This window comes from Bacillus sp. FSL R7-0685 (assembly GCF_038002425.1).
Classification (GTDB): Bacteria; Bacillota; Bacilli; order Bacillales; family Bacillaceae; genus Bacillus; species Bacillus subtilis.
Genome location: NZ_JBBOCN010000001.1, coordinates 3,869,164 through 3,892,809 on the forward strand (window position 1 = coordinate 3,869,164; position 23,646 = coordinate 3,892,809).

Sequence of the window (23,646 nt, forward strand, 5' to 3'; positions counted from 1 at the left end):
TGCTATTCATTTCATTCCTATTAGGATATCAACATCAACCGTAATATCGGCTGATTTCATCTCTTTCAGCAGGCTGACTCGATCTTTCAGCGCCGACCAGGCAAGCGGCGTCATCTTGAGAAGCCAGTGGATCGCCTGCTGGTCAAGCGTTTTAACATAGCGCAGCCTGACAGGACGGCTGTGTGCTGCATTTGCTGTAAAACGCTCAACAGCTGCCGCATTGGAATACGTGCGCCTTGGTGAATCAGTATATAAAAATTGCCTTAATTCTATTAAATAGTCGCTTCGCGGCACTACTTTTACGAGCATGCCATCATTCTTCAGCAGTCTATGAAACTCTGCATAATTGGACGGGGAAAAAATAGACAGCACAACATCAAATTGGCGATCATGAAAAGGAGCACGCGCCACATCGGCAACCGCCCACATCTGATCTTTGAATGCCTTAGAAGCTTTTAAGATCCCATCCTTCGAAAGATCGATGCCGGTTCCTATCGCTTCTTTCCCTAAATAATCAAACCCGCAAAGCGCGTTCAAATGGGAACCCTCACCGCAACCGCTGTCCAGGATGGTAAATGCCTCTTGACCGGATTTGGGATGGCTGATGAGTTCTGCAATCGCATCATGGAGCGGCTCAAAAAAACCATATTCTCCAATCAGCCTGCTTCTCGCTTCAAAAAGCTCGGCACCGTAACTGGTTTTGACCGGCTTTGTCAGGAAGTTCACGTAGCCGTGCCGAGATAAATCAAATGTATGCCGCCGTTCTGTACAAATCAAGCTTTTTCCTGATGCCGCATCCATGGAAGAACCGCAGAGCGGGCATCGAAACATGCTGAAATCAACTGTTCGCTTCATGATAAAAAACACCCCATTCATTCATTTTTAGATAAATGAAAAAGGCATAGACAAATAAACCTAGGCCTATCTCAAAAATTGGCCAGGTCTGGCAGTTTGTCTACACCTGTCATTATCTATAACGAATGAATTGGATAATCATGAAAAAAACTCCCTTTCTGCTGTATGGGTTTCCCCATTTCCATCATACAACAAATCTCCAGGAGCTGGAATCTTATGGTGAGGAAAAATCAGTACTGACATGCTGGTATCCCGCCAACATCATATCAGCATAGCAATCCAGCATATTTTTCCTTTATTTTCTCATTTCAGAATATAAATTTTATTATTGTGAAAATAGTTAAAAAGGTTGATTTTCAAAAAGTGAAAGGATAAAATACTGCTATCATCTTAGAAAAAGACATTCTTGTATATGATCAGTAATATGGTCTGATTGTTTCTACCTAGTAACCGTAAAAAACTAGACTACAAGAAAGTTTGAATAAATTTGAACGAGTTGAAAAGGACAAGTTCTTTTCTGTTTGCTCTTATTTTTCACACTTTCTGCACTTCCAGAATTTGTGAAGGATAAGAGCTTTTTTTGTTTCCATAATAACCCTCATAGGAGTTGCTATCATGTACTTTTTACTAAACCTTGTCGGTCTCATTGTGATTATGGCAGTTGTATTCCTATGTTCTCCGCAGAAAAAGAAAATCAAGTGGCGCCCGATCATGACGTTAATTGTTCTGGAATTGCTGATTACTTGGTTTATGCTGGGAACAAAAGTCGGAAGCTGGGCCATCGGTAAAATCGGTGATTTCTTCACTTGGCTGATTGCTTGCGCCAGTGACGGTATCGCGTTTGCCTTTCCGTCAGTGATGGCGAATGAAACAGTAGACTTTTTCTTTAGTGCGCTTCTTCCAATTATCTTTATCGTCACATTCTTTGATATTTTAACGTATTTCGGCATTTTGCCTTGGCTGATTGATAAAATCGGATGGGTGATTTCAAAGGCTTCCCGCTTGCCGAAATTAGAAAGCTTTTTCTCTATTCAAATGATGTTTCTTGGAAATACCGAAGCACTTGCGGTTATTCGCCAGCAGCTAACGGTTTTAAGCAACAACCGCCTGCTCACATTCGGCTTAATGAGCATGAGCAGCATCAGCGGCTCCATTATCGGATCTTATCTGTCAATGGTGCCTGCGACATACGTGTTTACAGCGATTCCTTTGAACTGCTTAAACGCGCTGATAATCGCAAACCTGCTGAATCCTGTTCACGTGCCGGAGGATGAAGATATCATCTATACACCGCCTAAAGAAGAGAAGAAAGACTTTTTCTCTACGATTTCTAACAGTATGCTTGTCGGCATGAACATGGTGATCGTTATTTTGGCAATGGTGATCGGATATGTCGCATTAACGTCAGCAGTTAATGGCATTCTTGGCGTTTTCGTACACGGCCTGACCATCCAGACGATTTTTGCTTACCTGTTCAGTCCGTTCGCATTCCTGCTTGGATTGCCAGTGCACGATGCGATGTATGTTGCTCAGCTGATGGGCATGAAATTAGCAACGAACGAGTTTGTTGCGATGCTTGACTTGAAAAACAATCTCAAATCCCTTCCGCCTCACACCGTTGCGGTGGCGACGACATTCCTGACGTCCTTTGCAAACTTCAGTACGGTCGGCATGATTTACGGCACGTACAATTCGATCCTTGACGGAGAAAAGTCAACGGTCATCGGGAGAAACGTGTGGAAACTGCTCGTCAGCGGAATTGCGGTATCTTTATTAAGTGCTGCGATTGTCGGCCTGTTTGTGTGGTAGAAACATTGAGCCATATCCCTTTTCGGATATGGCTCTTTTCATTATTGATAAATAGAGGCTGGCACCTGCACATCCCGGATTCCCGCTGCATAAGGCCCCAAGTCATACTGGCCAAAGACGATGGCGATCCCGTTTGCCGTAAAGTAAAACATTGTGTCTTTGTTTAGGGTTATATCCTCTTTCTTAACATCAGGGAAAAACAGCTCATCGTGTTTTTTGATATAGCTATATAGGTAATCTCTCGTTTTGCTGACTTTTGTATTGGTGTTCAAAATCTGATCCAGCGTCACCCGCTTTTGTGCTTTCAAGTCATAGTTGAAGGACTGGACAGACGTTAAACCGTGGGCGCCCCCTGAATAGATATAATTGAGTGTTTGAATGCTGAGCTTGCCTGCCGCATTGTATTTGACGCTGAAGGATGTTTGATATTCCGTTTTAAAGCCCTGCTGTTCGCCTGCTTTTTTGTTTTTCAGGTATTCCTGATACGATTGTTCAATGAAGGCTTTCAGCTCTTGATTGATTTTCTTTTCAAACGCGGCATTCCCGATGTGATGCACTTGTGGATACGTTAACTCCTTGATCTTTTTGTACGTATGGGTGCTGACAGTCGGTGTTTTCGCTTGAACTGCTTTTAAAGATGGGGCCGCATATGCAAATACGGAAAAAAGCAAAACTGCAATCCCCGCGGCTTTCATCATTTTATTCCATTTCATACAATCTCCTCCTTTGATGTCGTTGTTTATCATTCCCTTATTTAAGCAATACACACTTTTATAGACTGATTAAATCGAAAGAAGTTTCTAGGTCTAACAGCATGATTTTTCCAATAAAAAAAGAGACACAGGATGTCTCTTTTTTTACTGTTTGCGCCCAGAAATCGCTTCATGAACGGCCTGTGCCAAATCTGTATTTCCGAACATCTCTAATACCGCAATGACAGTCTGGTCCGGAATGTGCTCTGCTTCGTGTTTTGGCACGACCAGATCGTCCATGGTTTTTTTCAAGCTTTCATTCAGCTTTTGCTGCGGATACGCTTTGGCGTACAGCTCCATCGGATCAAGATCATGGTTCACGCACCACTGGGCAAACACCAAAATCATCATATTTTCATCGCGTTCGTAAGCTTCAGCGAGCTGTTTTTCGTTCATTTGCCATGCTCCTTATGAAAAGTATCTTCCTTAAAGATACAGGAGCAGGTCAAATTCGTCTATCCCAATGGCGATGAGCAGCAACCGCATCGATAAATGCCTTGCTGAAAGCGGTGTAGTCAGGTTCTTCTTCAGCCGTTACGATGCCTGGTCCCTCTGTTGTTCCGACAGAGGATTGAAGAAGGTCAATTCCTTCATTTGCCGCACCGATCGCCTTGTAGTGATTGTAAGCTTCTCTGATAAACTCCATCGCTTGTTTGTTGTCTTTTAACTCCGGCCCTCCTGCGGCATAGACGGCATCATACAGAACAGAATCAACCGTCAGGAACGTGCCGCTGGCCTCAAGCTGCTGTCCGCTGCCGCTTGTCATATACCCCAGATTTTGACTGATGATATCTACTGTGATTCCTTCTTGCTTTAAGGCTTCCAGCACTGTTTGCAGCTCTTTTTCATGAAATCCGTTTCCGGCGAGTACAGCGACTTTTCTTGTTGACGCGGTTTTCACTGTACGGGCTTGGCTTAACGCAGGCGAAGTAAGAATTTCTTTAGATGCTTTACGCTTCGCGGGCGCCGCCACGCCTACTCCTTTGGCGATTTCTTCTGCTAAATCTGCATCGACATTGCTGAAGACATCAACGACCTGCCGCTGTACGTCTTTGCTTTTGACCTTCCCGACCTCGAAGCAGAAAGCAGAAATGATATGCTTTTTCTCCACAGGAGACATGCTGTTCCAGAAAAGCTTCGCCTGTGAGTAATAATCGTTGAAGCTGTCGCTTCGCTGGCGGATTTTTTTGCCCTCGACTTTTTCCTGATAGTGGACGTAGCCGCCTTCTTCAGCTGTCGCTGGCGACGGATCATTGTTTTGCAGAGAGTTTTTATGATAAGCGACAGGTCCCTTATTGATCGTCATCCGGTGATAGCCGTCGTATTGATTGTTATGGAATGGACATACCGGCCGGTTAATCGGAAGCTCATGGAAGTTCGGACCGCCAAGACGAATCAGCTGTGTATCCGTATAAGAGAAAAGCCGTCCCTGCAATAGCGGGTCATTTGTAAAATCGATGCCCGGCACGACATTTCCCGGGTGGAATGCGACTTGTTCTGTTTCCGCAAACACATTATCCTGGTTGCGGTTCAGCGTCATTTTCCCAATGATCTTCACCGGCACAAGCTCTTCAGGCCACAGCTTAGTCGGATCAAGAATATCAAAATCAAACTTGAATTCATCTTCCTCATCAATCATCTGCACGCCGAGCTCGTATTCAACCTTGCCGCCGTTTTCAATTGTTTCCCACAGGTCACGGCGATGGAAATCCGGATCTTTCCCGGCAATTTTCTGCGCTTCATCCCATACGAGAGAATGCACGCCGAGCACCGGCTTCCAGTGAAATTTCACGAAACGTGCCTTTCCTTGTTCATTGACAAAACGGAACGTGTGAACGCCGAAGCCTTCCATCATTCTGTAGCTGCGCGGGATGCCTCTGTCTGACATCGTCCACATCACCATGTGAGCCGACTCAGGGTTATTGGCGACAAAATCCCAAAACGTATCGTGAGCAGTCGCTGCCTGAGGCATTTCATTGTGAGGTTCAGGCTTAAACGCATGAACCAAATCCGGAAATTTGATTGCGTCTTGAATGAAAAACACCGGAATGTTATTTCCCACAAGGTCATAGTTTCCTTCTTCAGTATAAAATTTTGTCGCAAAGCCTCTGGCATCCCGCACCGTGTCTGCGGAGCCTTTAGAACCCGCAACCGTAGAGAAACGGACAAATACCGGTGTCTTCACCGAAGGGTCCTGAAGAAATTTGGCCCGTGTATATTCTGTCATTGGTTCGTAAACCTGAAAAAAGCCATGCACGCCATACCCGCGCGCATGCACAACGCGCTCCGGAATCCTCTCATGGTCAAAGTGCGTCATTTTCTCCCGAAAGTGAAAATCCTCCATCAGCGTCGGACCGCGAACCCCGGCTTTTAACGAATGCTCATCCTCTGACACCCGCAAGCCTTGGTTTGTCGTCATTTTCTTCCCGCTGTTATCGGTCCTGTACTGCTCAAGCTGCTCGTCCTTTGAGTGTTCATTTACACGTTTGTTTTGGTCATCACTCATGTCTGTTCCCCCTTTTTAAAACGAAACATTCTACAGCACATTTACCCGTGGCGTTCTTCATATAAACTGCTAATCCGCTCATTAGGATTTTTGGTCTACATATAAATATGCGGTCATACACATTTGAAATAAGCCTTCTTTACAGAAAGAAAACATGGAAGCGCTTACTAATATAGCTGTTGAATAGGGGAGGTCATATCATGCTTGCCATACTCGGTTTTGTGATGATGATTGTCTTTATGTACCTTATTATGTCTAACCGGCTTTCCGCTCTTATTGCTTTGATTGTCGTTCCTATTGTGTTCGCCCTGATCAGCGGATTTGGCAAAGATCTCGGCGAGATGATGATTCAGGGCGTTACAGACCTCGCCCCTACCGGTATCATGCTGTTATTCGCCATCCTGTATTTCGGCATTATGATTGACTCAGGTCTGTTTGATCCTCTCATTGCCAAAATCTTATCGTTTGTCAAAGGAGATCCGTTAAAAATCGCCGTAGGCACAGCGGTTCTGACCATGACCATTTCGCTGGACGGAGATGGGACAACAACCTATATGATTACCATTGCAGCGATGCTGCCTCTCTACAAACGGCTCGGCATGAACCGTTTGGTGTTAGCGGGAATAGCGATGCTCGGTTCGGGGGTTATGAATATTATCCCGTGGGGCGGGCCGACTGCGAGGGTTTTGGCCTCCTTAAAATTGGACACGTCAGAGGTCTTCACGCCCCTGATTCCCGCTATGATCGCCGGCATTCTCTGGGTGATCGCCGTTGCTTATATCCTCGGAAAGAAAGAGCGGAAGCGGCTCGGCGTCATTTCGATTGATCACGCACCGTCTTCCGATCCGGAGGCCGCACCGCTCAAGCGTCCCGCTCTTCAATGGTTTAACCTGCTGCTGACTGTCGCTCTGATGGCCGCACTGATCACCAGCCTGCTGCCGCTTCCTGTTCTTTTTATGACTGCGTTCGCCGTTGCCTTGATGGTTAACTATCCAAATGTCAAAGAGCAGCAGAAACGAATCTCGGCGCATGCGGGTAATGCGTTAAACGTTGTCTCAATGGTGTTTGCTGCGGGCATATTCACAGGCATTCTCTCCGGCACAAAAATGGTGGATGCCATGGCGCATTCTCTCGTTTCACTCATCCCTGATGCCATGGGCCCGCACCTGCCGTTGATCACTGCGATCGTCAGCATGCCCTTCACCTTTTTCATGTCGAATGACGCCTTTTACTTCGGTGTCCTTCCCATCATCGCCGAAGCCGCTTCCGCTTACGGAATAGACGCCGCTGAAATCGGAAGGGCCTCCTTGCTGGGGCAGCCTGTGCATCTGCTCAGCCCGCTTGTGCCTTCCACCTATCTATTGGTAGGAATGGCAGGCGTCAGCTTTGGCGACCATCAAAAATTCACTATTAAATGGGCCGTGGGAACAACGATTGTGATGACCATTGCGGCGCTTTTGATTGGGATTATTTCTTTCTAAATGTATGAGCTTGATCGTAGCATTGAGTACAGAGGGGAGAAGATCAAATAGGATATTATGAGTGAATAGAAGATTCATGCCAACAACTCCTCATTACAATCATAAGAGCCTGCTATATTGCAGCAGGCTCTTTCACATTTGGCATTATTTTTTTGTATAGCGCACCCAGTCATAATGAGCGTATAGCGGATTTACACCATTGTAGGAGCCAAGCCATTCATCGACACCCGTGCCATTCCACAGGTTCATCATGATCTTTCCAGGTGTTGTCGGAATTTGGCTTATCGCAGTATGTTTTAATTGCCCATCGACATACCATTTAATAGAGTTTGGCTGCCAATCGAATGCATACGTATGATAGGCATTGGCTGCATCAAACCCGAGATCCACAATCTTCTCATGGTTTCCTGCACCATTTGTATAATAGTTAAATTGAACCTTTGTTGTGTCTTTTCCTAAAAATTCGATATCAATTTCATCCCAAGGGGTTCCATCTGTTGGACCTGTGTAAGTGAAGAACGATGAAACGATCCCTGTGTTTTTAGCTGGTTTCATTCTGACTTCATAAAGTCCATAGCCATATGTTTGAACAGAACGGTTTTCCCCGCAGTCAAACTTGTTATAAGATGGGCTTGTTAGCGCTAAACGCATTTCACCCAATGACGTCATTGATACGTTATTAGCCCGCCACGTGCAGTTGAACATATTTCCATTCGAATAACCATCTGCTTTTTGCCAAAAACCGGAGTTATAGCCGTTAAAAGGGTCAAAAAACGATCCACCTGTTTGAGCCGAGGCAGTAGAAGTGACTGCAAACAAACTCATAAACAATCCAGTGACTAGAAGCAGCAACACTCGTTTCAGATAAGGCATATTGGCATTCCCCTTTCATCGAAAGCGTTTTCTATGTTGATCTTACATGATTCTTTTAAAAGGGAACATCGGTCAAAATAATGATAATACCGAACCTTACTTACTTGAATCCTGTAACTATCATCACCCTCCCTCTGAAAAAAATAAAAACCTAAATTACCATCAGCACAGACAGAGATGATCCGCACTCATTGTAATTTAGGTTTTGCCTGCTTTATCAGTAACAATCCTACCATTTTCATCTGTGAATGTAAGATAAAGTGAACACAAGGAAACAAAAATGTCAGCGCTCTCATTATGCTTGTTTAACTACCCTTTCTATGTGAATGGTTAAATACAGCAGCTCGTCACTTGTGAGCTTGTGCTCATACTCCCGCTCAATGTAGGTTTGGATTTTCTTCGTGCATTCATACGCGCGATGATACTTTTCTTTCACTGTATCCAGCAAAAAATCGTCCTGGCTTTCCATGTGAGCGCCGTTAAATAGACGCTGCGCGAAAAATTTTAAGTGGGTGACGAACCGATAATAGTGAAGTGATTCTTCGTTGAATTCAATCTTAAAATGGTATTTTACAATACTCAAAATCTCTTGCATGACTTTTGTAATGTTGATGATATTGGGCATCTCTTCATTCAGCTCGGCATTTACAATATGCAGAGCAATAAAGCCTGCTTCATCCTCTGGCAGAGACATACCAGTCTTGTTTTTCACCATGACCAACGCTTCTTTGCCGATCGCAAATTCGTCTTTGTACAGTCGTTTTGTTTCCCACAGCAAGGCGTTTTTGATATCAAGCCCTTTCTGGTTGCGCTGGATGGCAAAGTTAATATGGTCGGTCAGCGACACATAGATGCTGTCGTTGAGCTTTTTGCCGAGCTGTAATTTTGCGTAGCTGATAATCTCTTCGGATACTTCCATACACTCAATCGGTATATCATACAAAAGGGTTTTGAATTTTTCTGATACATCCTTGTTATCGAGCGTGAACACTTTCTCAATGCGGGCTTCATCGACATCATCGCCGGACTTTTTTTGAAACGCGAGTCCCCTGCCCATGACGACCAATTCTTTCCCCTGTTCATTGACCACACTGATCACATTATTGTTGATCACCTTCGCAATTTTCATGACATGTCCCTCCAATCAACTAAGAACAGACTATATCTTGATTGTACATTCTTTTTGTACTAGGTCAATATCATCAGGGAAAGACGGAAGCTGGTCAGTACAATTCACTCCGTACCTGCTGTCCGGGCTGTTTTTGAAGCAGCGCCTCCAGATGGCGTTCAAATGATGCCTTGTCAGCTTTCTGCTTTTTGACAATGCTGTTCATGATTTTGACGCTTTCGGCGCTGTATTGTGTATATTGTTTTTTCAGCTGATCCAGCTGCTGTCTTGTCTTCTTCGCGTTTTTCGGTGTAACTTGGCTGATGAGTTTGATCATACTGTCTGCGGTCTCAAAAAAAGCGGCTCTATTTTCTGTCAGCTGCTGAATTTCGATCCGGCTCATGTCTTGATTACGCGTTTTTTGAAGCAAGGCGACCGCCTCGCTGTTTTGTTTTTTGAGCGATTTGTTCTCAAGCTTAATCGATTCGAGATTCTCCTTCGCAATGTCTGCTTCTTCTTCAGTCATGCTGCTTCGCACGAAGTATTCTGGATTGCCGATTCCATAATCAAATGCTTCGCTCACTTGTATCATGGAACTGAACACAATGGCCAGCTGCCTGTCGCTTGCGAGGGCTTGGAAATCCTGTTTTTTCTTGCTGCTCATCGGTTTGGCTGCGGTTTGTTTTACTGTCTTTTGATCACAGTCTGCGAACATCTGAGCCTCACCTTCACTTTCGCATGCGCTCATCACAAGAACTGTGACCAGCAGGCTTATACACAAGCCTATTCGCCTCATGCTCTGTCTCCTCTCTGCTGAATCCCTTCTGGAAAATACCATAAAATATAGTTAAATGGTACCAGATTCACCTAACCCCAGCAATAAATCAAAAGTATGATTTGAAGCGCAAAAGCATAAATATTTTGTAAAAATTGACGTGCATTCCATTCTTTTCAGGCCCATTTTTCGTACAATAGAAGTATCGTTACCGGAGAGGGGGCTCTGATGATGAAACGTTTTACGAAACAAGAAAACAGCTGGGTATTATATGACTGGGCAAATTCTGCTTACTCAATTGTCGTGACCACCGCGGTATTTCCGTTATTTTATAAATCAGCAGCTGCGGAAAGCGGTGTCAGCGCCGCTCAATCGACTGCCTATCTGGGCTATACCATTGCGATTTCAACGTTTATTCTTGCGATGCTCGGCCCTATTTTAGGCACAATCGCCGACTATGAAGGGTGCAAGAAAAAGTTCTTCGGTTTCTTTGTGTCAATCGGTGTCGCCAGCACCGCGATGCTCGCCTTTATCCCTAATGAACATTGGCTGCTATTGTTGCTGTTTTATACGATATCGGCTATCGGTTTTTCCGGCGCCAATGTGTTTTATGATGCCTTTCTCGTTGACGTCACGACTGAGAAGCGGATGAATCTCGTCTCGGCACGGGGTTTTGGCTTAGGATACATCGGAAGCACGATTCCATTTATCATCAGTATTGCTGTCATCCTGCTCGCGCAAGCAGAGACGATTCCAGTGTCTGTATCGGCCGCAAGCCAGCTGTCCTTTTTCATAACGGCTGCCTGGTGGGGGCTGTTCACCATCCCAATGATTAAACATGTCCATCAACGCTATTACATCAAAAAAGAACCTCATATTGTCTTCAACAGCTTTAAGCGGCTCGGCCAGACGATGAAACGGGTCGGGCAATACCGGGCACTTTTCCTCTTTTTGCTCGCTTATTTCTTTTATATCGACGGAGTCGGCACGATTATTACGATGTCGACATCCTATGGATCAGATTTAGGGATCGGTTCCTCAAGCCTCCTGATCATCCTATTTGTCACCCAGGTGGTCGCCGCGCCGTTTTCGATTGTATACGGAAAACTGGCAGAACGCTTCACGGGGAAGACCATGCTGTACATCGGGATCGTCATTTATATGATCGTTTGCGTGTATGCCTATTTTATGGAGACAACGCTTGATTTCTGGATACTGGCTATGCTTGTCGCCACCTCGCAGGGCGGTATTCAAGCCCTCAGCCGTTCCTATTTCGCCAAGCTTGTGCCAAAGCGCCACGCTAATGAATTCTTCGGTTTTTACAACATTTTCGGAAAATTCGCCTCAATTATGGGGCCGCTGCTCATTGCCGTGACCGCCCAGCTGACCGGGAAATCCTCGACTGCGGTGTTCAGTCTGATCATTTTGTTTGTAATTGGCATTGTGATTCTTGCCTTTGTTCCGGAGGAAACCAGCGCCGATGTCAGCCAGCAGCAAAATGACCTGCCCCTATAACTGGGAGCAGGTCATTCATCATTTATTCGCTTTATTCACCTTCAGCTGTTTCCCTTTGACGGTTGTGTTCTTCATCACTTTGAGAACATGAGGGCCTTTACCATTTAAAATCTCAACGTATGAGGCGTTATCCATAATCGTGATGATGCCAATGTCGTCAGCTGACACACCGTCAATTTTGGCAATCGTTCCTACAAAATCAACGGCTCTGATTTTCTTTTTCTTTCCGCCGTTAAAATACAGCTTCATAATGTCTTTATTCAGCTCTTCGCTTTTGTCCTTTTTGCTTTCCGGACGGTCATTCATTTTAGCTAGAAATTCTGGTTTCTTCCTTGCCACTTCCTCTTGAGAAGGGGCTTCTATTTTTTGGATTTCAAATCCGATATATTCTTCAATGTCGGCTAAAAACCGTTTTTCGAAGGCCGTGACAAACGAAATGGCCTTTCCTTTGTTCCCTGCGCGTCCCGTTCGGCCCGTGCGGTGGACATAGCTTTCCTTTTCAAGCGGCAGATCATAGTTGATGACAAGGGAGATATTTTCAATATCAATCCCGCGCGCGGCGACATCCGTCGCCACTAAGTAACGGTACTCGCCACGTTTAAATTCATTCATGACGTCGAAGCGGTCTTCCTGAATCATTCCGCCGTGAATTTTATCGCATGGATATCCTAAGTCATCCAATTCATCGGTCAGCTGATTGACGTGCTCCTTCGTTCGGCAGAAAATGATGCAGCTGTCGGGATTCTCCGTCATCAGCACATCTTTCAGCAATGAAAATTTATTCTCTTCTCTTACTTGAATCACCGCATGTTCAATATTTCTTGTGGTTAGGCCGGCCGCTTTGACTTCGATATGCTCGGGGTTTTGCATATATTGACGGCTCAGCTTCTCGATATCCTGCGGCAGCGTCGCCGAAAACAGCATCGTCGTGCGCTCAGTCGGCAGATGCTTGATAATCGCCTCCACCTGCTCGATAAAGCCCATATTCAGCATCTCATCCGCTTCATCAATGACCAAATAAGAGAGACGATCCAACGGCAGTGTTCCTTTTTCGATATGATCCAGAACACGGCCCGGCGTGCCGACAACAATGTGGCTTTTTTGCTTAAGCTCAGCTTTTTGTTTATCAAAGGAGGATTTTCCAAATACGGCTGTTGCTTTGATCCGTTTAAATCGTCCGATGTTCGTGATATCCTCTTTTACTTGCACCGCAAGCTCACGGGTTGGAGTTAAAATAAGCGCCTGCGGCCTGTTTTCATCCCAATCCGCCAGCTCACAGAGAGGAATCCCGAACGAAGCCGTTTTCCCGCTTCCCGTCTGTGATTTGACGACAAGATCCTTTCGTTCAAGGGCAGCGGGGATCACGCTCTGCTGCACCTTGGTCGGTTCTGTATATCCTAGTCCTTCCAGTGCTCGTAAAATGTCATGACTGATTTGATAGTTTTTAAAATGACTCATGTATAAACTCCTGTCTCTTGCAGATGTTCTCATTATACTCTAATTGACGAAGGCGTATGTGTTTTGTCGAAAAATTGACGGTTAAAAGCCATCGATTCCCTGGCGTTTTAGCTCCTGAACAGCCAATCGCGCCAGTGCGTCGGCCCCCGCGCGGTTCGGATGCAGCGTGTCTCCATCCATATACAGCCCGAGTGTTTTTTCCGGACCGATCGATGTAAAGTATGCCGAGCTGAGGACATTTAAATCAATGAGGTGTGTTTTTTCCTCTTCGGCCAAAGCCAAAATAGAAGCCCTGTACCATCGGTTTACAGACGAATGGATGCCTTCAGAAGTAAAATCGGTCGCCCGGCCCTGTGGCGTCGATAGGATGACGTCCGCTCCTTTCGCTTTCACCTGGCGAATCATATCACGCATCATCTCTTTGAATTCCGCTTCAGATTCATTATGCTTCGGATTTGTGTCATTAATGCCAAGCTGCAAGATAAAATAATCACCCGGCTTGATATACTTCAAGATCGCCTCAAGCTGTCCATCATTTCTGAACCCTCTCGCGATCTGCCCGCCAGACGCCATGTTTCTCACTTGAAAGGTGTGTTTATCGATATAGTGAGGCAGCATCTGCCCCCAGCCCGCTTGCTTGCTGCTGTTGAGCGGATAATAATTGCACACGGTCGAATCACCGCCGACATAAATGGTTCGATTCGTTACCGGCTGATCAGACAATTTCTTTATTTTCAAGGCGCTGAGCGTAAAAGCGGTGCCAGCTTTTCCCTCTGTCACCAGCAGATTCAGCTGCCCGTCGGTGACGGGAATTTGAAACGTATCCTCCGCGCCATTCCCTGTCATATTGATGACCTGAAAGACACCCTCCGCCGCCACACTGGCCCTTGCCGTATTTCCAAGCGTCAACTTCACCTCATAAAGGCCATTCGGGAGATCTACATGAAACGTGTTATTGCTTTTCGTCCCATACGCTAAAAACTGAACCGCATCACTCTTCACACCAGTCCCGGATGCCGCCACATCCTTCATATTCTCCGGTGTTTGAAAACCGTAGCCCTTTGATCGGTCATACCGATCAGATGCCCTGACACCAATATAACCAGGCTCCACCGAACCGTTTCCAAAGTCAAACTGATACACCTTCGGCTCCGCCGCCTTCACATTCTCAATCCCGCCAAAACCCAGCATCAACATCATCACAAAACTCGCCGTTATCCATTTTTTCATTAAGAATCCCCCTCTATGAAAACGCATACATTAATGCATACTCGATGATTGTTTCTTTATGATGACTGAAGGGAGAAAAAAATAGCGATGAAGAATAAAAATGAGGGGGGAGTCTCAAAAAGGGGAAAATCAGTGTGACTTCTTGTCACACTTGATCACATCCCAACCTCCGCAATAGAAACTCATCTGATCTTCTTGATCATACACATAATAACGGAGTCTTTCCCATTGATCGTCAGTCGGTTCAATCTCCAACTCAACCGCATCGATGGATTCAAGGTCATCCAGCTTTGATGCACTAATGTTTTCAAACCGCAAATGAATGTCACAGGTTTGAGCAGATAGTTTTAATTCAAACACAGGAATATGAATATAACGATCATCTTCTTTCATATAGAAAGAAAACTCGTTTAATGTAAATGGACCTGTATCCGCAGCAGAAAGATGCTTTTTCAATTTCTCGTATTGTGTGATATTCAAATGAATTCCCCCTATTTTTAGTTACCGCCAACCATATAGATCTCCGCAGCATCGTATTCAAACCACATGATCCGTTCGCCTGAGTCCGTTAGGCACTGGATCTTCCCTTCTGAAAAATAGCTTTTATCCGGTTGAGGATTAGTGATCAGAAAAACATCATCATTGATGGAAGCTAACAGAAAGAGAAAACCTGCAATGTCCCGGTCTGCTTCCTGTAATATGGATTGGAAATGGAATTCCCTTTTGGCCAGCTTCGTCACCTTGTAAGCATGACCTTCAAAATACTCGGGCAGGTCTTCTATAAATGAACCAGTCGTTATCACCTGTATCATGATTCGATCGTAGGCAAGCCCTTGCCAAAAACGATAAAACGACTCTGCATCTTCAAGTTCGCATGACATAACGGTTTGGTCAGGCTTAAGCTCGATCATGTCAAATTGCCAATACTGCTTATAGAGGTTATTTCCATAAAATCTTCCCCTTATCAGTTGGATAGCGCAGCGCAAATCTCTTGTCTGACTTGCTCATACAAGAGAATGTGATGATACAAATCAGTATCGTTTTTGATCATATCCGGCGGGATGTCAGGATACAGCTCAAAAAAGCTTTTCTCCAACGAACGCCGCTGATGCCCGGTCATCCTTTTATTCGCCAGCACATAATCCAAACTGCCATCAACTAGCATAAAAAACTCATAGATTTCCGCTTCAAAGCCGTACAGTTCATCAGGGTACGGCTTTTCTTCAAGCTCTTGCTGTCTTTTTCTCAGTTTTTCAAACATGCTGATCCCCTCCCTTCGCAACAATCTCATTTATCTTGAAACAAGATAGGCGGATCATGATCAATCGCCTCCAACAGCTCCTCACCAAACACTGTGATTGTACATTTCCACGGGTCTCCCAAAAGTCCCCAAGAGAAGTCCTGATGAAAGAAGAAATAATAATCTCCGTTTGGAAATACCGGAACAGGCCATTCACCAAATTCATCCTGAGGCATTGCCTGATGAGGACTAAAGGTATATCCGTCATGTTGCCAGTCTAATGCGTACATGACATCGTTCTTTTTAGTGCATGATTGAAATGCTTTTAAAATTGAAGTTTCTAAATCATTCAGCACTCTGACCACATCACCATTACTGGCTTTACCGCTCATCGCGCTTGAGATATCAAACACTCGATATGGATCAGGCGGGATGATGGGATGACATCTGCTTCCTGGCTTCCATTTAATGAGCTTGTTCACTTCTGACCAGATGCGATCTTGTTTTGTCTGACTTAAAGCGCGCCAATTTACCATAATCTCATCTCTACACCTTACTGGATATCCTGCTTATAAATACCAGAAGAGGCCACTGCGTAAACAGCGTTGCTTGTCAGTTTCAACTGTTGAATGTCTAGGGCTTCACCGTTCGAGTCACAGCATGTTATCTCTTCCATCTCTTGACTCACATCGGCAGAAATCAAATAAAGAGACGACTCAAGCTCTTCACTGTAACAATTGAACGTCCCAACCAAAAAACCTTCTTCGGATATCGCGAGCTGATCAAATGCTTCTGAGTCCGGCTCTTTATCCGACAGAATCCACACTCGTCTCACGACCGTGTCGTCAAACGCGGCAATGACTGCATCTCCGTAATACAGCATATAAATCAAGCCGTTTTTTTCTGCAAGTCCATAACAATCATCTACAGCCGGCGCATCCATTTCTTCGAGCTTTCTATCAATGTGTATTTCCTTCTGCTTACCATCCAAAGTAAAACACCACACACTATGGCCGTCAGGATTTTCATCATCATAAATGCCTTCATCATTTAAACCGACCCAAAGGTTTTGTTTCTCATCCAAAAGACAGCAGGAAACCCCTGAAGGCAAGTGAAAAGCACTTTTCACCCTTCCCTCTTCTGAAAAAACCTTTACCTTCGGCTCATACGATTCGTAATAAACGAAGATATAGCCATCTGCACATTGTTGGAAGAGCAGGATATTACTGTATGAAATATGCTCTTTCACTTTAAAAACCCGAATATCACCGGAAGGATCATAGATTGAGATGGTCACATCACCTTTCACACCTTTTCCAATGTAGACACGCCCCAGTGGATCAGCATGGAAAAAACAACCTTGGGTGTCCATGTTGATAATTTTATTCATTTTTAATTTTTTCATTTGTTATGCTCCTAGGTTTGAAATGGTGAGATAAGTCCTCTTACTCGTTTATTTACTTCATTATTACGATCACCTCTATGTTGAGGCATATATTTCAGTTGAATCAAAGAAAACCCTTTCAGTTTCAACTGCATAGACAGCTTGATTAATTCCAATCAAAACGTTTGCATTCGATTCATAATCTTCAATTAAAGGGTGATATAATGTTCCAATACCCTTCGGATAGTAAGAGAATGAATTCAAAATCCATTTTTCCCCATAAGCAACATCTTTTAAAGACGATTCCTTGCCGGCATAAAAAAATAATGATGATACATTCTTGAATAAAATACGATGCTGCTGCTTCTTTCCCTTCGTATCCATTTCTAAATAAAGAATAAATTCTTTTTTAAAGAACTGAAAATCTGTTTTTAATATGGTGAATTCCGAATCAATCAGATGCTTTTGTATTGGATTATTCACTTGAATCCTCCCTTCTTGAAAAAAATTTCTTGATCCCAGCCACTATAATATAATTTCTTTGGTTTTTTTTTGTTTTTTCATGAGAATTAAGCACTTGATATTCTTTAGAATCAAAGTATACACTTTTTGATTCTATGGCAAGTAAAGTCCCGTTAGTTTCTATAAGAAAGTTAGCATTAAAGACTTGATTACCTAATATACCATTTTGTAGTTTTCCAATTCCTTCTTTGAAATAACTTATTTCTTCAAGGTACCAATTAGTATCAATCGTTATAGTTTTATCAAACTTGTTATGAACATTAAAATTGCAGTAAAATCCATTTATATCCTTAAACGAAACTTCTTTTAAAGTGGCTTTTTCTCCTCCTTCATATAACTTAAGATAAAGAGTTAATCTATTCTCTAGGTATTCAAAATTAATATCGTATATAAAGCAATTAACATCGTGATTTATATAATCTATCCATTGCTCAATACTGTTCATGTCATACTCCTCACTTCATTTTAAGTAAAAGGTTTAACATGCAGATGGGATACTTTAGACAAATTAAAATACTTTTTCAGGAATAGTTTTGTAATTCTTCTTCAATATCTTCAAGAACCAGAGGTATTGGTTTTGAAACTGAATTACGATTGTTAGAAAATTTTGATATACCGACTCCATCTTCAAGCATTCCAGGGAGCCAATTTTCCACAAAATCATCCAAGGAAATTGATTCTGGACTTGTGTCCTTCCATTTCTTAATAGCACAATGATTTGCATGTTCTTTTGTCGCCCAAAAATGCAGGTGCAGTATACCGTTCTCGCCTTCAGATATAACCCATCCCTCGTCGTTACTTAATGACCAGACTTCTTCATAGTCAACAACTTTCTTAATAAAATAACGATATCTTTTATCAGGATCTAACTTTAATGACATCTCAAGTTCTTTTTCATTCATTTTTCACTCTTCCTTGTAAGCAGTGTAAGAGGGACATCAGCTAGTCCTTGACCCTATCTAATGCCCCTCTGGATATAACATCAGATTATTATTTCGATAAATTCCGCGTAACGGTTAGGGAAGTTTTGAAGATTTTTTTACATTTTCCAGGTTTGTTTTTAAAGCATCTGCAAAGGATTCTAGCTTTTTTTCATTACAGGTAATCTCAAACAAATTAGAATTAAACTTAACATCATCTTCAAGTATAATTTTAATCTTAAAGCTGTAATATCCGTTTTCTTTATTAATATTGAGAATTAAAAGTGGATCAATGGTTTCTAAATTTATCATATCTTGATTTCCCATTATCAACGTTTCAATTCCAGATATCAGCAATCTATATTCACTCTCTAATAAAACAGCGGAAAAATCGCGAACGATCGCTTTCTTATTTTCCAACAACTCAAATATGGATAAAATAAATGGATCATCATCCATCTGTTGATACCTTCTCGGTGTTAGTTCAAGTTCAAGACAATCGTCTTTAATTTTGGCCATGCTGCCTCCTTGTTTTATATGAGGGTTATTTAATAAAATTTCCTTTCCAGTACTGCTGTCTGAAATCGTAATACCATCGCTGTTTAGAATTTGTATGACTCCTGTTAGGCTGATAACCTTTTTTATGCGATGATTTATTTATGATTTGAATGGTATGCATAAAACGATTGATCATCAAAGCGAACGGTTTCAGCTTCTATAGCAATCAGCATTCTGTTCATGTCAATAAGAAAGTTAGCATTTGATTGATACTCCGGAATTATAGAATTTGATAGATTCCCGATTCCTTCTGGATGATAACTCATCTCAAATACTTGCCAATTGTATTCTTCCGGATCTATTTTTTCCAATCTCATGTCGCCAACATCTGCACTATAATAAGCGGATGCCACATTTTGAAATAATATTTTATGGGTATATTCAGCTTCACTTTCAAAAACCTTTATATTAAGTGAGAGCTCTTTTTTAAACACATTAAAATCTAAATAAAGGACACTGCACCCCTCATCAATGTAATCAACCCATTCACTAATTGTTTTGTACATTGTCATCTCCTACCTCTTTTTTAATCAATAACACCTTACCACCAAACACAAATTACTCCATATATTGTTTGCTCCAATCATTCAAATCATCTGTTGAATGTAAATAAGTTTCAGGAGAATCTTTCAAATCAATCCCGCTTTAGAAGGATTAACATACTCCAGACTCTATTATCTTCTACTTCGGGGTCATCCGCATAAACATAAGTTCCCGCCCAATCCGACACTTCTTCTCTTGTTGTTTGTCCATTTAAGACACTTTTGATTTTATTTATGCATTCTATTAGCTTTGGCTCGGTCAAATTGATCACCACGTATTCAAGTACTAAATGATTTGTTATTAGTATGCAAAGCACCGTACTGATATTTAGATATTGAAGCTTTTTCCGTAAAAGATATGTTCCAAAAGGTTTCTAATCTACCAATAAACAAGCACACAGCCATATTCCGTGTGCAATACACATAATCCGAATTGACACTCAGGCTCAACCAAAATAAAACTATGATTGAGAATCCCTTCATCGAACTCAATACACTCCAATAAGCAGTCAAGGTGCTCGAGACATTTTCCAAAAGAACAAACTAACGCACCAATTTCGCTGCTGTATTGATGAAACAGCAGAACGTCCCGGTCATCATAAGCAACATATGACTGAGATATTTTCCAGATCAGCTGTTTCGTTTCCGTTTTTTCGAGGGCATCAACCTCACGGGTGTTGGCTGGTATTGAATTTGATAAAACCAGCTTAAGCAATTGCCTGCTTTGCGCCAGATCAGCAAAACGATAAGTGAAGCCTCTTTCTGCACAAGGGACTAGTTTTTCTTTGATTTCGCTCATCAATAAACGTCTTTTATTCTCGGCGAGTTTTTCGATCAATCTTTTTTGCATGAGCCGCATTCCCTCCGCCGGCAATTTCTCAAGTTCTTTTAAATTGATTAACCATTCTCTTGTTTTCGTTGTCGTTCATGTTTAGATTTGTTCTGAAAAAGCTTGTATCGCTTATTGATACAAGCCTTATCTTCAACTATTTAAAACTCACCCAGCGGATTTTCCCCAAAACGCTCCCACAGTTTTGGAAACCTATCAGGCAAATCTTCTTCTTCCCAATCCAATTCAATACCGTCCGATTCGGCAAGCCCCTTTTGCTCAAGCGCATCTAAAAGCTCGTCGTGTACTTCATCATCCCATTCATCGTCGCCAGTCTTTATATATGTCAACGCTTCGATTGCCATTGACAGCAAGTCTTCATTTTGCGGATAGCCTTCCTCGTCAAGCGTTTCCTCCGTGATGTGTGCTGCCAAATACTCGTGATCATCCAGCACTTTTTCAAATGTCTCTTTACCTTGGGCAATCAGCCATCCGCGGGAATAATCAAATGTATCGTCCGAACAACCGTCCATTAAGATGTATGCTGCCGCCCATAGTGAGGACAAATAGCTTTTTTGCATGAATGTCTGAAGCATAAATTCAAAATCAACGATCTCATTGATTTCTTTTTTCAATAATGCATCACGCAGCCACTCATTAGGTTCTTCCTGATTGCCAGCTTGGTCAATAAGCTGCCAAAACGATGTTTCATTCATTTGTCTTCCCCCCTCTGATATCCCTCTTATAGATCCCTGAATCTGATAGAGCATAAATAGCATTACTTGTCAGTTTCACCTGTTGTATCGAGAGCTCCCGCCCGTCTTGATCACAGCACTTCACCTCTTGTATCGGCAGACTGACATCAGCCGGAATGAGGGACAGTGAATGTTCATCTTTGCATATCCAAAACCCGTCATCTGAAATTGCAAGCTGGTCATATACTCCAGAATATTCTTTATCAGAAACAATCCACACTCGTCTCACGTCCGTCTCATCAAAGGCAGCAATGACTGTATAAGAGTAATACAGCATGTATATCAGTCCATCTTTTTCTGCAAGTGCATAGCAGTCATCTACCACGGGCGCATATATTTCTAAAAGCTGTTGATCAATATGAGTTTCCTTTAGTTGTCCGTCTAAAGTACAACACAGCACACTTTGTCCACTGGGGTTTGCGTCACCATAAATGCCTTCATCACTTAAACCCACCCAAAGGTTTTGTTTCTCGTCCAAAAGACAGCAGGAAACCCCTGAAGGCAAGGGAAAAGCACTTTTCACCCTTCCCTCTTCTGAAAAAACCTTTACCTTCGGCTCGTACGATTCGTAATAAACGAAGACATAGCCATCTGCACTTTGTTGAAAGAGCAGAATATCGCTGTATGCAATCGGCTCTTTCACTTTAAAATCCCGAACATCACCGGAAGGATCATAGATTGAAATGGTGATATCTCCTTTCAACCCTTTTCCAATGTAGACACGCCCCTGTGGATCAGCATGGAAAAAACAACCTTGGGTGTTTCGTGTTGATGATTTTATTCATTGGTTATGCTCCCAGGTTAGAAAGGGCAAGATATGTTTTCTTACTCGTTTATATACTTCATTAAATATATTGTCTTTGGTTTTTACCCATAAATCGTATAGTCTTTTACAGTTAAGTTCTGACCGCATTGGTGGAATGCTGATTGCTCTCCATATAAGCTGAAGGTGAGAGAAACCCATAAGAAGTCACGGACTTTATCACAATATTTATTGACGTTTCCCCAAATTCATTCGATATCGTAATCCTCCCATTCTTTCCAATGGTTATTAGGAACTCCTACATTAACTGGACCTATTCCGCTTTCAAGGTATTGAGCAAAAGATTGAAATGAAATTAATTCACTTGGATCTGTTAAATAATCAGGATATTCCCAGTTCTCTGTTTCGTATACACCTTCATCATCACCTTTTAAACCTAGTTCACTCTTAAGTTTTTTTGGTTTAATCCAGAGTGCGTCTCTAAAATTGGCATCCTCAAACAAATTTCTAAAATATGTTTTCCATGCCTTTTCTTTGGTCTTCTTTTGGAATTCATTTCTTTGGTGAATATTTATGCAGTAAAGGGAATCTGCAATTTTTATTTTCACTGCTTCGCTTAATTGATTAAAGTTACTTTCACTATATGTTACTTCCTCATCTTCTTTGGTCTTTAAAACGATGTCATTAATTATGATCAATTTATAGTTCTCTGAAAAACAGTTACTATAAGCATGAACAGACAGAAAGGGTCCTTCATTATCTATTTGGAAGCATTGGATTGCCAGTAACCAGTGTTCTTTATTTAATCGTACTAAGGTACATTTACTTCCAATATAATTAGATTCGCGCCATTCAAAAAGAGGTCGATTTAACTCACTGAATTCGTCATCTAATAGACTAAGAATTTCTGTTTTTTTAATCAATGTTTATTCTCCTTTTTTACTGTTTTTATCTTTATACTTGCAAACTAAATAATGATTTCGACCTTTTCAGGAAAATATATCCTTTTTATATCGTGTATGATCATCATATGATAAAATATTATGGATACACAGCCATAGGCTGTATATCCGTATCATCTTTAATAATACTGAACAGAATCTGAATATGTCCATGTTGACCAATCAGTGTTACCTTTCTCAAGTTTCTGGATATATGCAGCATCTTTACGACAAATTGCTTGAGCAATAGCTTGAAAGAAAGGAGAAAGGCTAGGAAAATCCTTTTCTGTTTCAGGATGCATCCAAGATTCAGTTGAATACAGTTGGTCATAATCGCAGGAGAGACCTGCCAATTGTAGTTGTTCTTGTTTTGTCAACCAGAGTGTGTCGAGGAATAAACGATTTTTAATCATTTGCCTTAAACATGTAATCCATTCATTCTCTGATGTAATCTTTGCTAGTATTTCTTGCTCAATGAAAAATTTAAATGTTCTCCCTCTAAGGAACACATTGATTTGTTTCCTTGTAAAACCTGGTTCTACATCTTCCAACTCTAGTTGATCTCCTAATTTATCTACAAAACAAAACGGTTCATCCACTAAATAATTTGCTGCATTATTTATTAACTGATTTCCAAACGTATAAAAATCAATGGCTGGACCCAATTTCGACAATCCAAACAGCTGGATCGTTAAAAGCCAGTTATCTTCATCAACAAATACCGAAAGTTTTCCTTTGGCAAAATCAAAATTCGAATTACAAATAAGAGGGAACTCTTCCTTTCTGAATGAATCGTTAAGTAATGCTAGAATCGCTTCTTTTTTTCCCAA

24 protein-coding genes, 5 pseudogenes and 1 riboswitch are annotated in these 23,646 nt (G+C 42.2%); of the genes and pseudogenes, 3 read left to right on the forward strand and 26 right to left on the reverse strand.

What is annotated here, in order from left to right; translation table 11 throughout:
* Positions 1-6: 6 nt before the first annotated feature.
* Positions 7-855, reverse strand: coding sequence for a methyltransferase domain-containing protein (locus tag MKY50_RS20095; protein ID WP_327842602.1), 849 nt, complete (start codon positions 853-855; stop codon positions 7-9).
* A 386-nt stretch (positions 856-1,241) separates the two neighbouring features.
* Positions 1,242-1,343, forward strand: a riboswitch (purine riboswitch).
* Between the two features lie 127 nt (positions 1,344-1,470).
* Here MKY50_RS20095 and MKY50_RS20100 point away from each other — a divergent pair.
* Positions 1,471-2,664 (forward strand): NupC/NupG family nucleoside CNT transporter, encoded by a 1,194-nt coding sequence (locus MKY50_RS20100; protein ID WP_014478419.1) that lies wholly within the window; start codon positions 1,471-1,473, stop codon positions 2,662-2,664.
* Positions 2,665-2,705: 41 nt separating this feature from the next.
* On the opposite strand, the gene MKY50_RS20105 is transcribed toward MKY50_RS20100, so the two are convergent.
* The 3 genes from MKY50_RS20105 to MKY50_RS20115 all read right to left on the reverse strand — a co-directional run bounded on the left by MKY50_RS20105 (position 2,706) and on the right by MKY50_RS20115 (position 5,922).
* Positions 2,706-3,377 carry a DUF3298 and DUF4163 domain-containing protein gene (locus tag MKY50_RS20105; protein ID WP_327842603.1) on the reverse strand — a complete coding sequence of 224 codons (672 nt, stop codon included), beginning with the start codon at positions 3,375-3,377 and terminating at the stop codon, positions 2,706-2,708.
* Positions 3,378-3,521: 144 nt separating this feature from the next.
* Positions 3,522-3,812 (reverse strand): hypothetical protein, encoded by a 291-nt coding sequence (locus MKY50_RS20110; RefSeq protein WP_014478421.1) that lies wholly within the window; start codon positions 3,810-3,812, stop codon positions 3,522-3,524.
* A 49-nt stretch (positions 3,813-3,861) separates the two neighbouring features.
* Positions 3,862-5,922 carry a catalase gene (locus MKY50_RS20115; RefSeq protein ID WP_341117169.1) on the reverse strand — a complete coding sequence of 687 codons (2,061 nt, stop codon included), beginning with the start codon at positions 5,920-5,922 and terminating at the stop codon, positions 3,862-3,864.
* 200 nt (positions 5,923-6,122) lie between these two features.
* Between MKY50_RS20115 and citH the strand changes: the two genes are divergently transcribed.
* The gene (gene citH / locus MKY50_RS20120) at positions 6,123-7,403 is read left to right on the forward strand and encodes a citrate transporter CitH (protein WP_003227205.1); all 1,281 of its coding nucleotides are present in this window, start codon (positions 6,123-6,125) and stop codon (positions 7,401-7,403) included.
* Positions 7,404-7,547: 144 nt separating this feature from the next.
* Here the strand turns inward: citH and bglS are convergent, their stop codons facing one another.
* The 3 genes from bglS to MKY50_RS20135 form a co-directional block, all read right to left on the reverse strand.
* Entirely contained in the window at positions 7,548-8,276 is a 729-nt protein-coding gene (gene bglS / locus MKY50_RS20125) for a beta-glucanase (RefSeq protein ID WP_251187465.1), read from the reverse strand.
* Positions 8,277-8,571: 295 nt separating this feature from the next.
* On the reverse strand, positions 8,572-9,405 hold the full coding sequence (gene licT / locus MKY50_RS20130) for a transcriptional antiterminator LicT (protein WP_251187466.1): 834 nt from the start codon (positions 9,403-9,405) through the stop codon (positions 8,572-8,574).
* A gap of 94 nt (positions 9,406-9,499) precedes the next feature.
* Entirely contained in the window at positions 9,500-10,180 is a 681-nt protein-coding gene (locus MKY50_RS20135; RefSeq protein ID WP_251187467.1) for a hypothetical protein, read from the reverse strand.
* A gap of 207 nt (positions 10,181-10,387) precedes the next feature.
* On the opposite strand from MKY50_RS20135, the gene MKY50_RS20140 reads away from it, so the two are divergent.
* Complete coding sequence (locus tag MKY50_RS20140; RefSeq protein ID WP_341117171.1) at positions 10,388-11,674, forward strand: MFS transporter; 1,287 nt, start codon at positions 10,388-10,390, stop codon at positions 11,672-11,674.
* 18 nt (positions 11,675-11,692) lie between these two features.
* On the opposite strand, the gene dbpA is transcribed toward MKY50_RS20140, so the two are convergent.
* The 19 genes and pseudogenes from dbpA to MKY50_RS20235 form a co-directional block, all read right to left on the reverse strand.
* Complete coding sequence (gene dbpA / locus MKY50_RS20145) at positions 11,693-13,132, reverse strand: ATP-dependent RNA helicase DbpA (protein WP_251187469.1); 1,440 nt, start codon at positions 13,130-13,132, stop codon at positions 11,693-11,695.
* Between the two features lie 81 nt (positions 13,133-13,213).
* Positions 13,214-14,362 (reverse strand): rhamnogalacturonan acetylesterase, encoded by a 1,149-nt coding sequence (locus MKY50_RS20150; RefSeq protein WP_251187470.1) that lies wholly within the window; start codon positions 14,360-14,362, stop codon positions 13,214-13,216.
* Between the two features lie 351 nt (positions 14,363-14,713).
* A pseudogene (locus MKY50_RS20155) lies at positions 14,714-14,842 on the reverse strand (hypothetical protein); the annotation flags it as partial.
* Between the two features lie 17 nt (positions 14,843-14,859).
* Positions 14,860-15,311: pseudogene (locus MKY50_RS20160) on the reverse strand (hypothetical protein).
* Between the two features lie 15 nt (positions 15,312-15,326).
* Entirely contained in the window at positions 15,327-15,623 is a 297-nt protein-coding gene (locus MKY50_RS20165; protein ID WP_341117172.1) for a YxiJ family protein, read from the reverse strand.
* Between the two features lie 26 nt (positions 15,624-15,649).
* Complete coding sequence (locus tag MKY50_RS20170) at positions 15,650-16,138, reverse strand: DUF2716 domain-containing protein (protein ID WP_021480992.1); 489 nt, start codon at positions 16,136-16,138, stop codon at positions 15,650-15,652.
* A gap of 17 nt (positions 16,139-16,155) precedes the next feature.
* A complete protein-coding gene (locus tag MKY50_RS20175) occupies positions 16,156-16,608 on the reverse strand; it encodes a hypothetical protein (RefSeq protein WP_076457669.1) in 453 nt (150 codons plus the stop codon).
* Positions 16,609-16,680: 72 nt separating this feature from the next.
* Positions 16,681-17,007, reverse strand: a pseudogene (locus tag MKY50_RS20180) (DNA-binding protein); the annotation flags it as partial.
* Positions 17,008-17,082: 75 nt separating this feature from the next.
* Entirely contained in the window at positions 17,083-17,469 is a 387-nt protein-coding gene (locus MKY50_RS20185; protein ID WP_014481357.1) for a YxiG family protein, read from the reverse strand.
* Entirely contained in the window at positions 17,462-17,953 is a 492-nt protein-coding gene (locus MKY50_RS20190; RefSeq protein ID WP_326236935.1) for a YxiG family protein, read from the reverse strand. The genes MKY50_RS20185 and MKY50_RS20190 overlap by 8 nt, the downstream gene beginning before the upstream one ends.
* Before the next feature lie 76 nt (positions 17,954-18,029).
* The gene (locus MKY50_RS20195) at positions 18,030-18,410 is read right to left on the reverse strand and encodes a DUF2750 domain-containing protein (protein WP_341117173.1); all 381 of its coding nucleotides are present in this window, start codon (positions 18,408-18,410) and stop codon (positions 18,030-18,032) included.
* Positions 18,411-18,524: 114 nt separating this feature from the next.
* Positions 18,525-18,947: a WapI family immunity protein gene (locus MKY50_RS20200; RefSeq protein WP_076457392.1), complete on the reverse strand. Its 423-nt coding sequence runs from the start codon at positions 18,945-18,947 to the stop codon at positions 18,525-18,527.
* A gap of 134 nt (positions 18,948-19,081) precedes the next feature.
* Positions 19,082-19,498 (reverse strand): YxiG family protein, encoded by a 417-nt coding sequence (locus MKY50_RS20205; RefSeq protein ID WP_128993575.1) that lies wholly within the window; start codon positions 19,496-19,498, stop codon positions 19,082-19,084.
* A 46-nt stretch (positions 19,499-19,544) separates the two neighbouring features.
* Positions 19,545-19,854 (reverse strand): annotated as a pseudogene (locus MKY50_RS20210) (hypothetical protein).
* A gap of 53 nt (positions 19,855-19,907) precedes the next feature.
* Positions 19,908-20,378: a YxiF family protein gene (locus MKY50_RS20215; RefSeq protein ID WP_341117175.1), complete on the reverse strand. Its 471-nt coding sequence runs from the start codon at positions 20,376-20,378 to the stop codon at positions 19,908-19,910.
* Between the two features lie 140 nt (positions 20,379-20,518).
* A complete protein-coding gene (locus MKY50_RS20220; RefSeq protein ID WP_341117176.1) occupies positions 20,519-21,073 on the reverse strand; it encodes a DUF4240 domain-containing protein in 555 nt (184 codons plus the stop codon).
* Between the two features lie 511 nt (positions 21,074-21,584).
* Positions 21,585-21,897 (reverse strand): annotated as a pseudogene (locus MKY50_RS20225) (DNA-binding protein); the annotation flags it as partial.
* Between the two features lie 226 nt (positions 21,898-22,123).
* Positions 22,124-22,798 (reverse strand): DUF7003 family protein, encoded by a 675-nt coding sequence (locus MKY50_RS20230; protein WP_033881892.1) that lies wholly within the window; start codon positions 22,796-22,798, stop codon positions 22,124-22,126.
* A gap of 158 nt (positions 22,799-22,956) precedes the next feature.
* Positions 22,957-23,646 (reverse strand): DUF7003 family protein, encoded by a 690-nt coding sequence (locus MKY50_RS20235; protein WP_341117178.1) that lies wholly within the window; start codon positions 23,644-23,646, stop codon positions 22,957-22,959.

Excerpts from the sequence above, each read along its gene's own strand:
- citH (WP_003227205.1), top strand. The coding sequence starts at position 6,123 with ATGCTTGCCATACTCGGTTTTGTGATGATGATTGTCTTTATGTACCTT.
- MKY50_RS20105 (WP_327842603.1), bottom strand. The coding sequence starts at position 3,377 with ATGAAATGGAATAAAATGATGAAAGCCGCGGGGATTGCAGTTTTGCTT.
- MKY50_RS20140 (WP_341117171.1), top strand. The coding sequence starts at position 10,388 with ATGATGAAACGTTTTACGAAACAAGAAAACAGCTGGGTATTATATGAC.
- MKY50_RS20135 (WP_251187467.1), bottom strand. The coding sequence starts at position 10,180 with ATGAGGCGAATAGGCTTGTGTATAAGCCTGCTGGTCACAGTTCTTGTG.
- MKY50_RS20220 (WP_341117176.1), bottom strand. The coding sequence starts at position 21,073 with ATGAATGAAACATCGTTTTGGCAGCTTATTGACCAAGCTGGCAATCAG.
- MKY50_RS20170 (WP_021480992.1), bottom strand. The coding sequence starts at position 16,138 with ATGGTAAATTGGCGCGCTTTAAGTCAGACAAAACAAGATCGCATCTGG.
- MKY50_RS20195 (WP_341117173.1), bottom strand. The coding sequence starts at position 18,410 with ATGAATGAAAAAGAACTTGAGATGTCATTAAAGTTAGATCCTGATAAA.
- MKY50_RS20110 (WP_014478421.1), bottom strand. The coding sequence starts at position 3,812 with ATGAACGAAAAACAGCTCGCTGAAGCTTACGAACGCGATGAAAATATG.
- MKY50_RS20200 (WP_076457392.1), bottom strand. The coding sequence starts at position 18,947 with ATGGCCAAAATTAAAGACGATTGTCTTGAACTTGAACTAACACCGAGA.
- MKY50_RS20095 (WP_327842602.1), bottom strand. The coding sequence starts at position 855 with ATGAAGCGAACAGTTGATTTCAGCATGTTTCGATGCCCGCTCTGCGGT.
- MKY50_RS20100 (WP_014478419.1), top strand. The coding sequence starts at position 1,471 with ATGTACTTTTTACTAAACCTTGTCGGTCTCATTGTGATTATGGCAGTT.
- MKY50_RS20205 (WP_128993575.1), bottom strand. The coding sequence starts at position 19,498 with ATGACAATGTACAAAACAATTAGTGAATGGGTTGATTACATTGATGAG.
- dbpA (WP_251187469.1), bottom strand. The coding sequence starts at position 13,132 with ATGAGTCATTTTAAAAACTATCAAATCAGTCATGACATTTTACGAGCA.
- bglS (WP_251187465.1), bottom strand. The coding sequence starts at position 8,276 with ATGCCTTATCTGAAACGAGTGTTGCTGCTTCTAGTCACTGGATTGTTT.
- MKY50_RS20215 (WP_341117175.1), bottom strand. The coding sequence starts at position 20,378 with ATGCAAAAAAGATTGATCGAAAAACTCGCCGAGAATAAAAGACGTTTA.
- MKY50_RS20165 (WP_341117172.1), bottom strand. The coding sequence starts at position 15,623 with ATGTTTGAAAAACTGAGAAAAAGACAGCAAGAGCTTGAAGAAAAGCCG.
- MKY50_RS20190 (WP_326236935.1), bottom strand. The coding sequence starts at position 17,953 with ATGAACAGTATTGAGCAATGGATAGATTATATAAATCACGATGTTAAT.
- MKY50_RS20115 (WP_341117169.1), bottom strand. The coding sequence starts at position 5,922 with ATGAGTGATGACCAAAACAAACGTGTAAATGAACACTCAAAGGACGAG.
- licT (WP_251187466.1), bottom strand. The coding sequence starts at position 9,405 with ATGAAAATTGCGAAGGTGATCAACAATAATGTGATCAGTGTGGTCAAT.
- MKY50_RS20150 (WP_251187470.1), bottom strand. The coding sequence starts at position 14,362 with ATGAAAAAATGGATAACGGCGAGTTTTGTGATGATGTTGATGCTGGGT.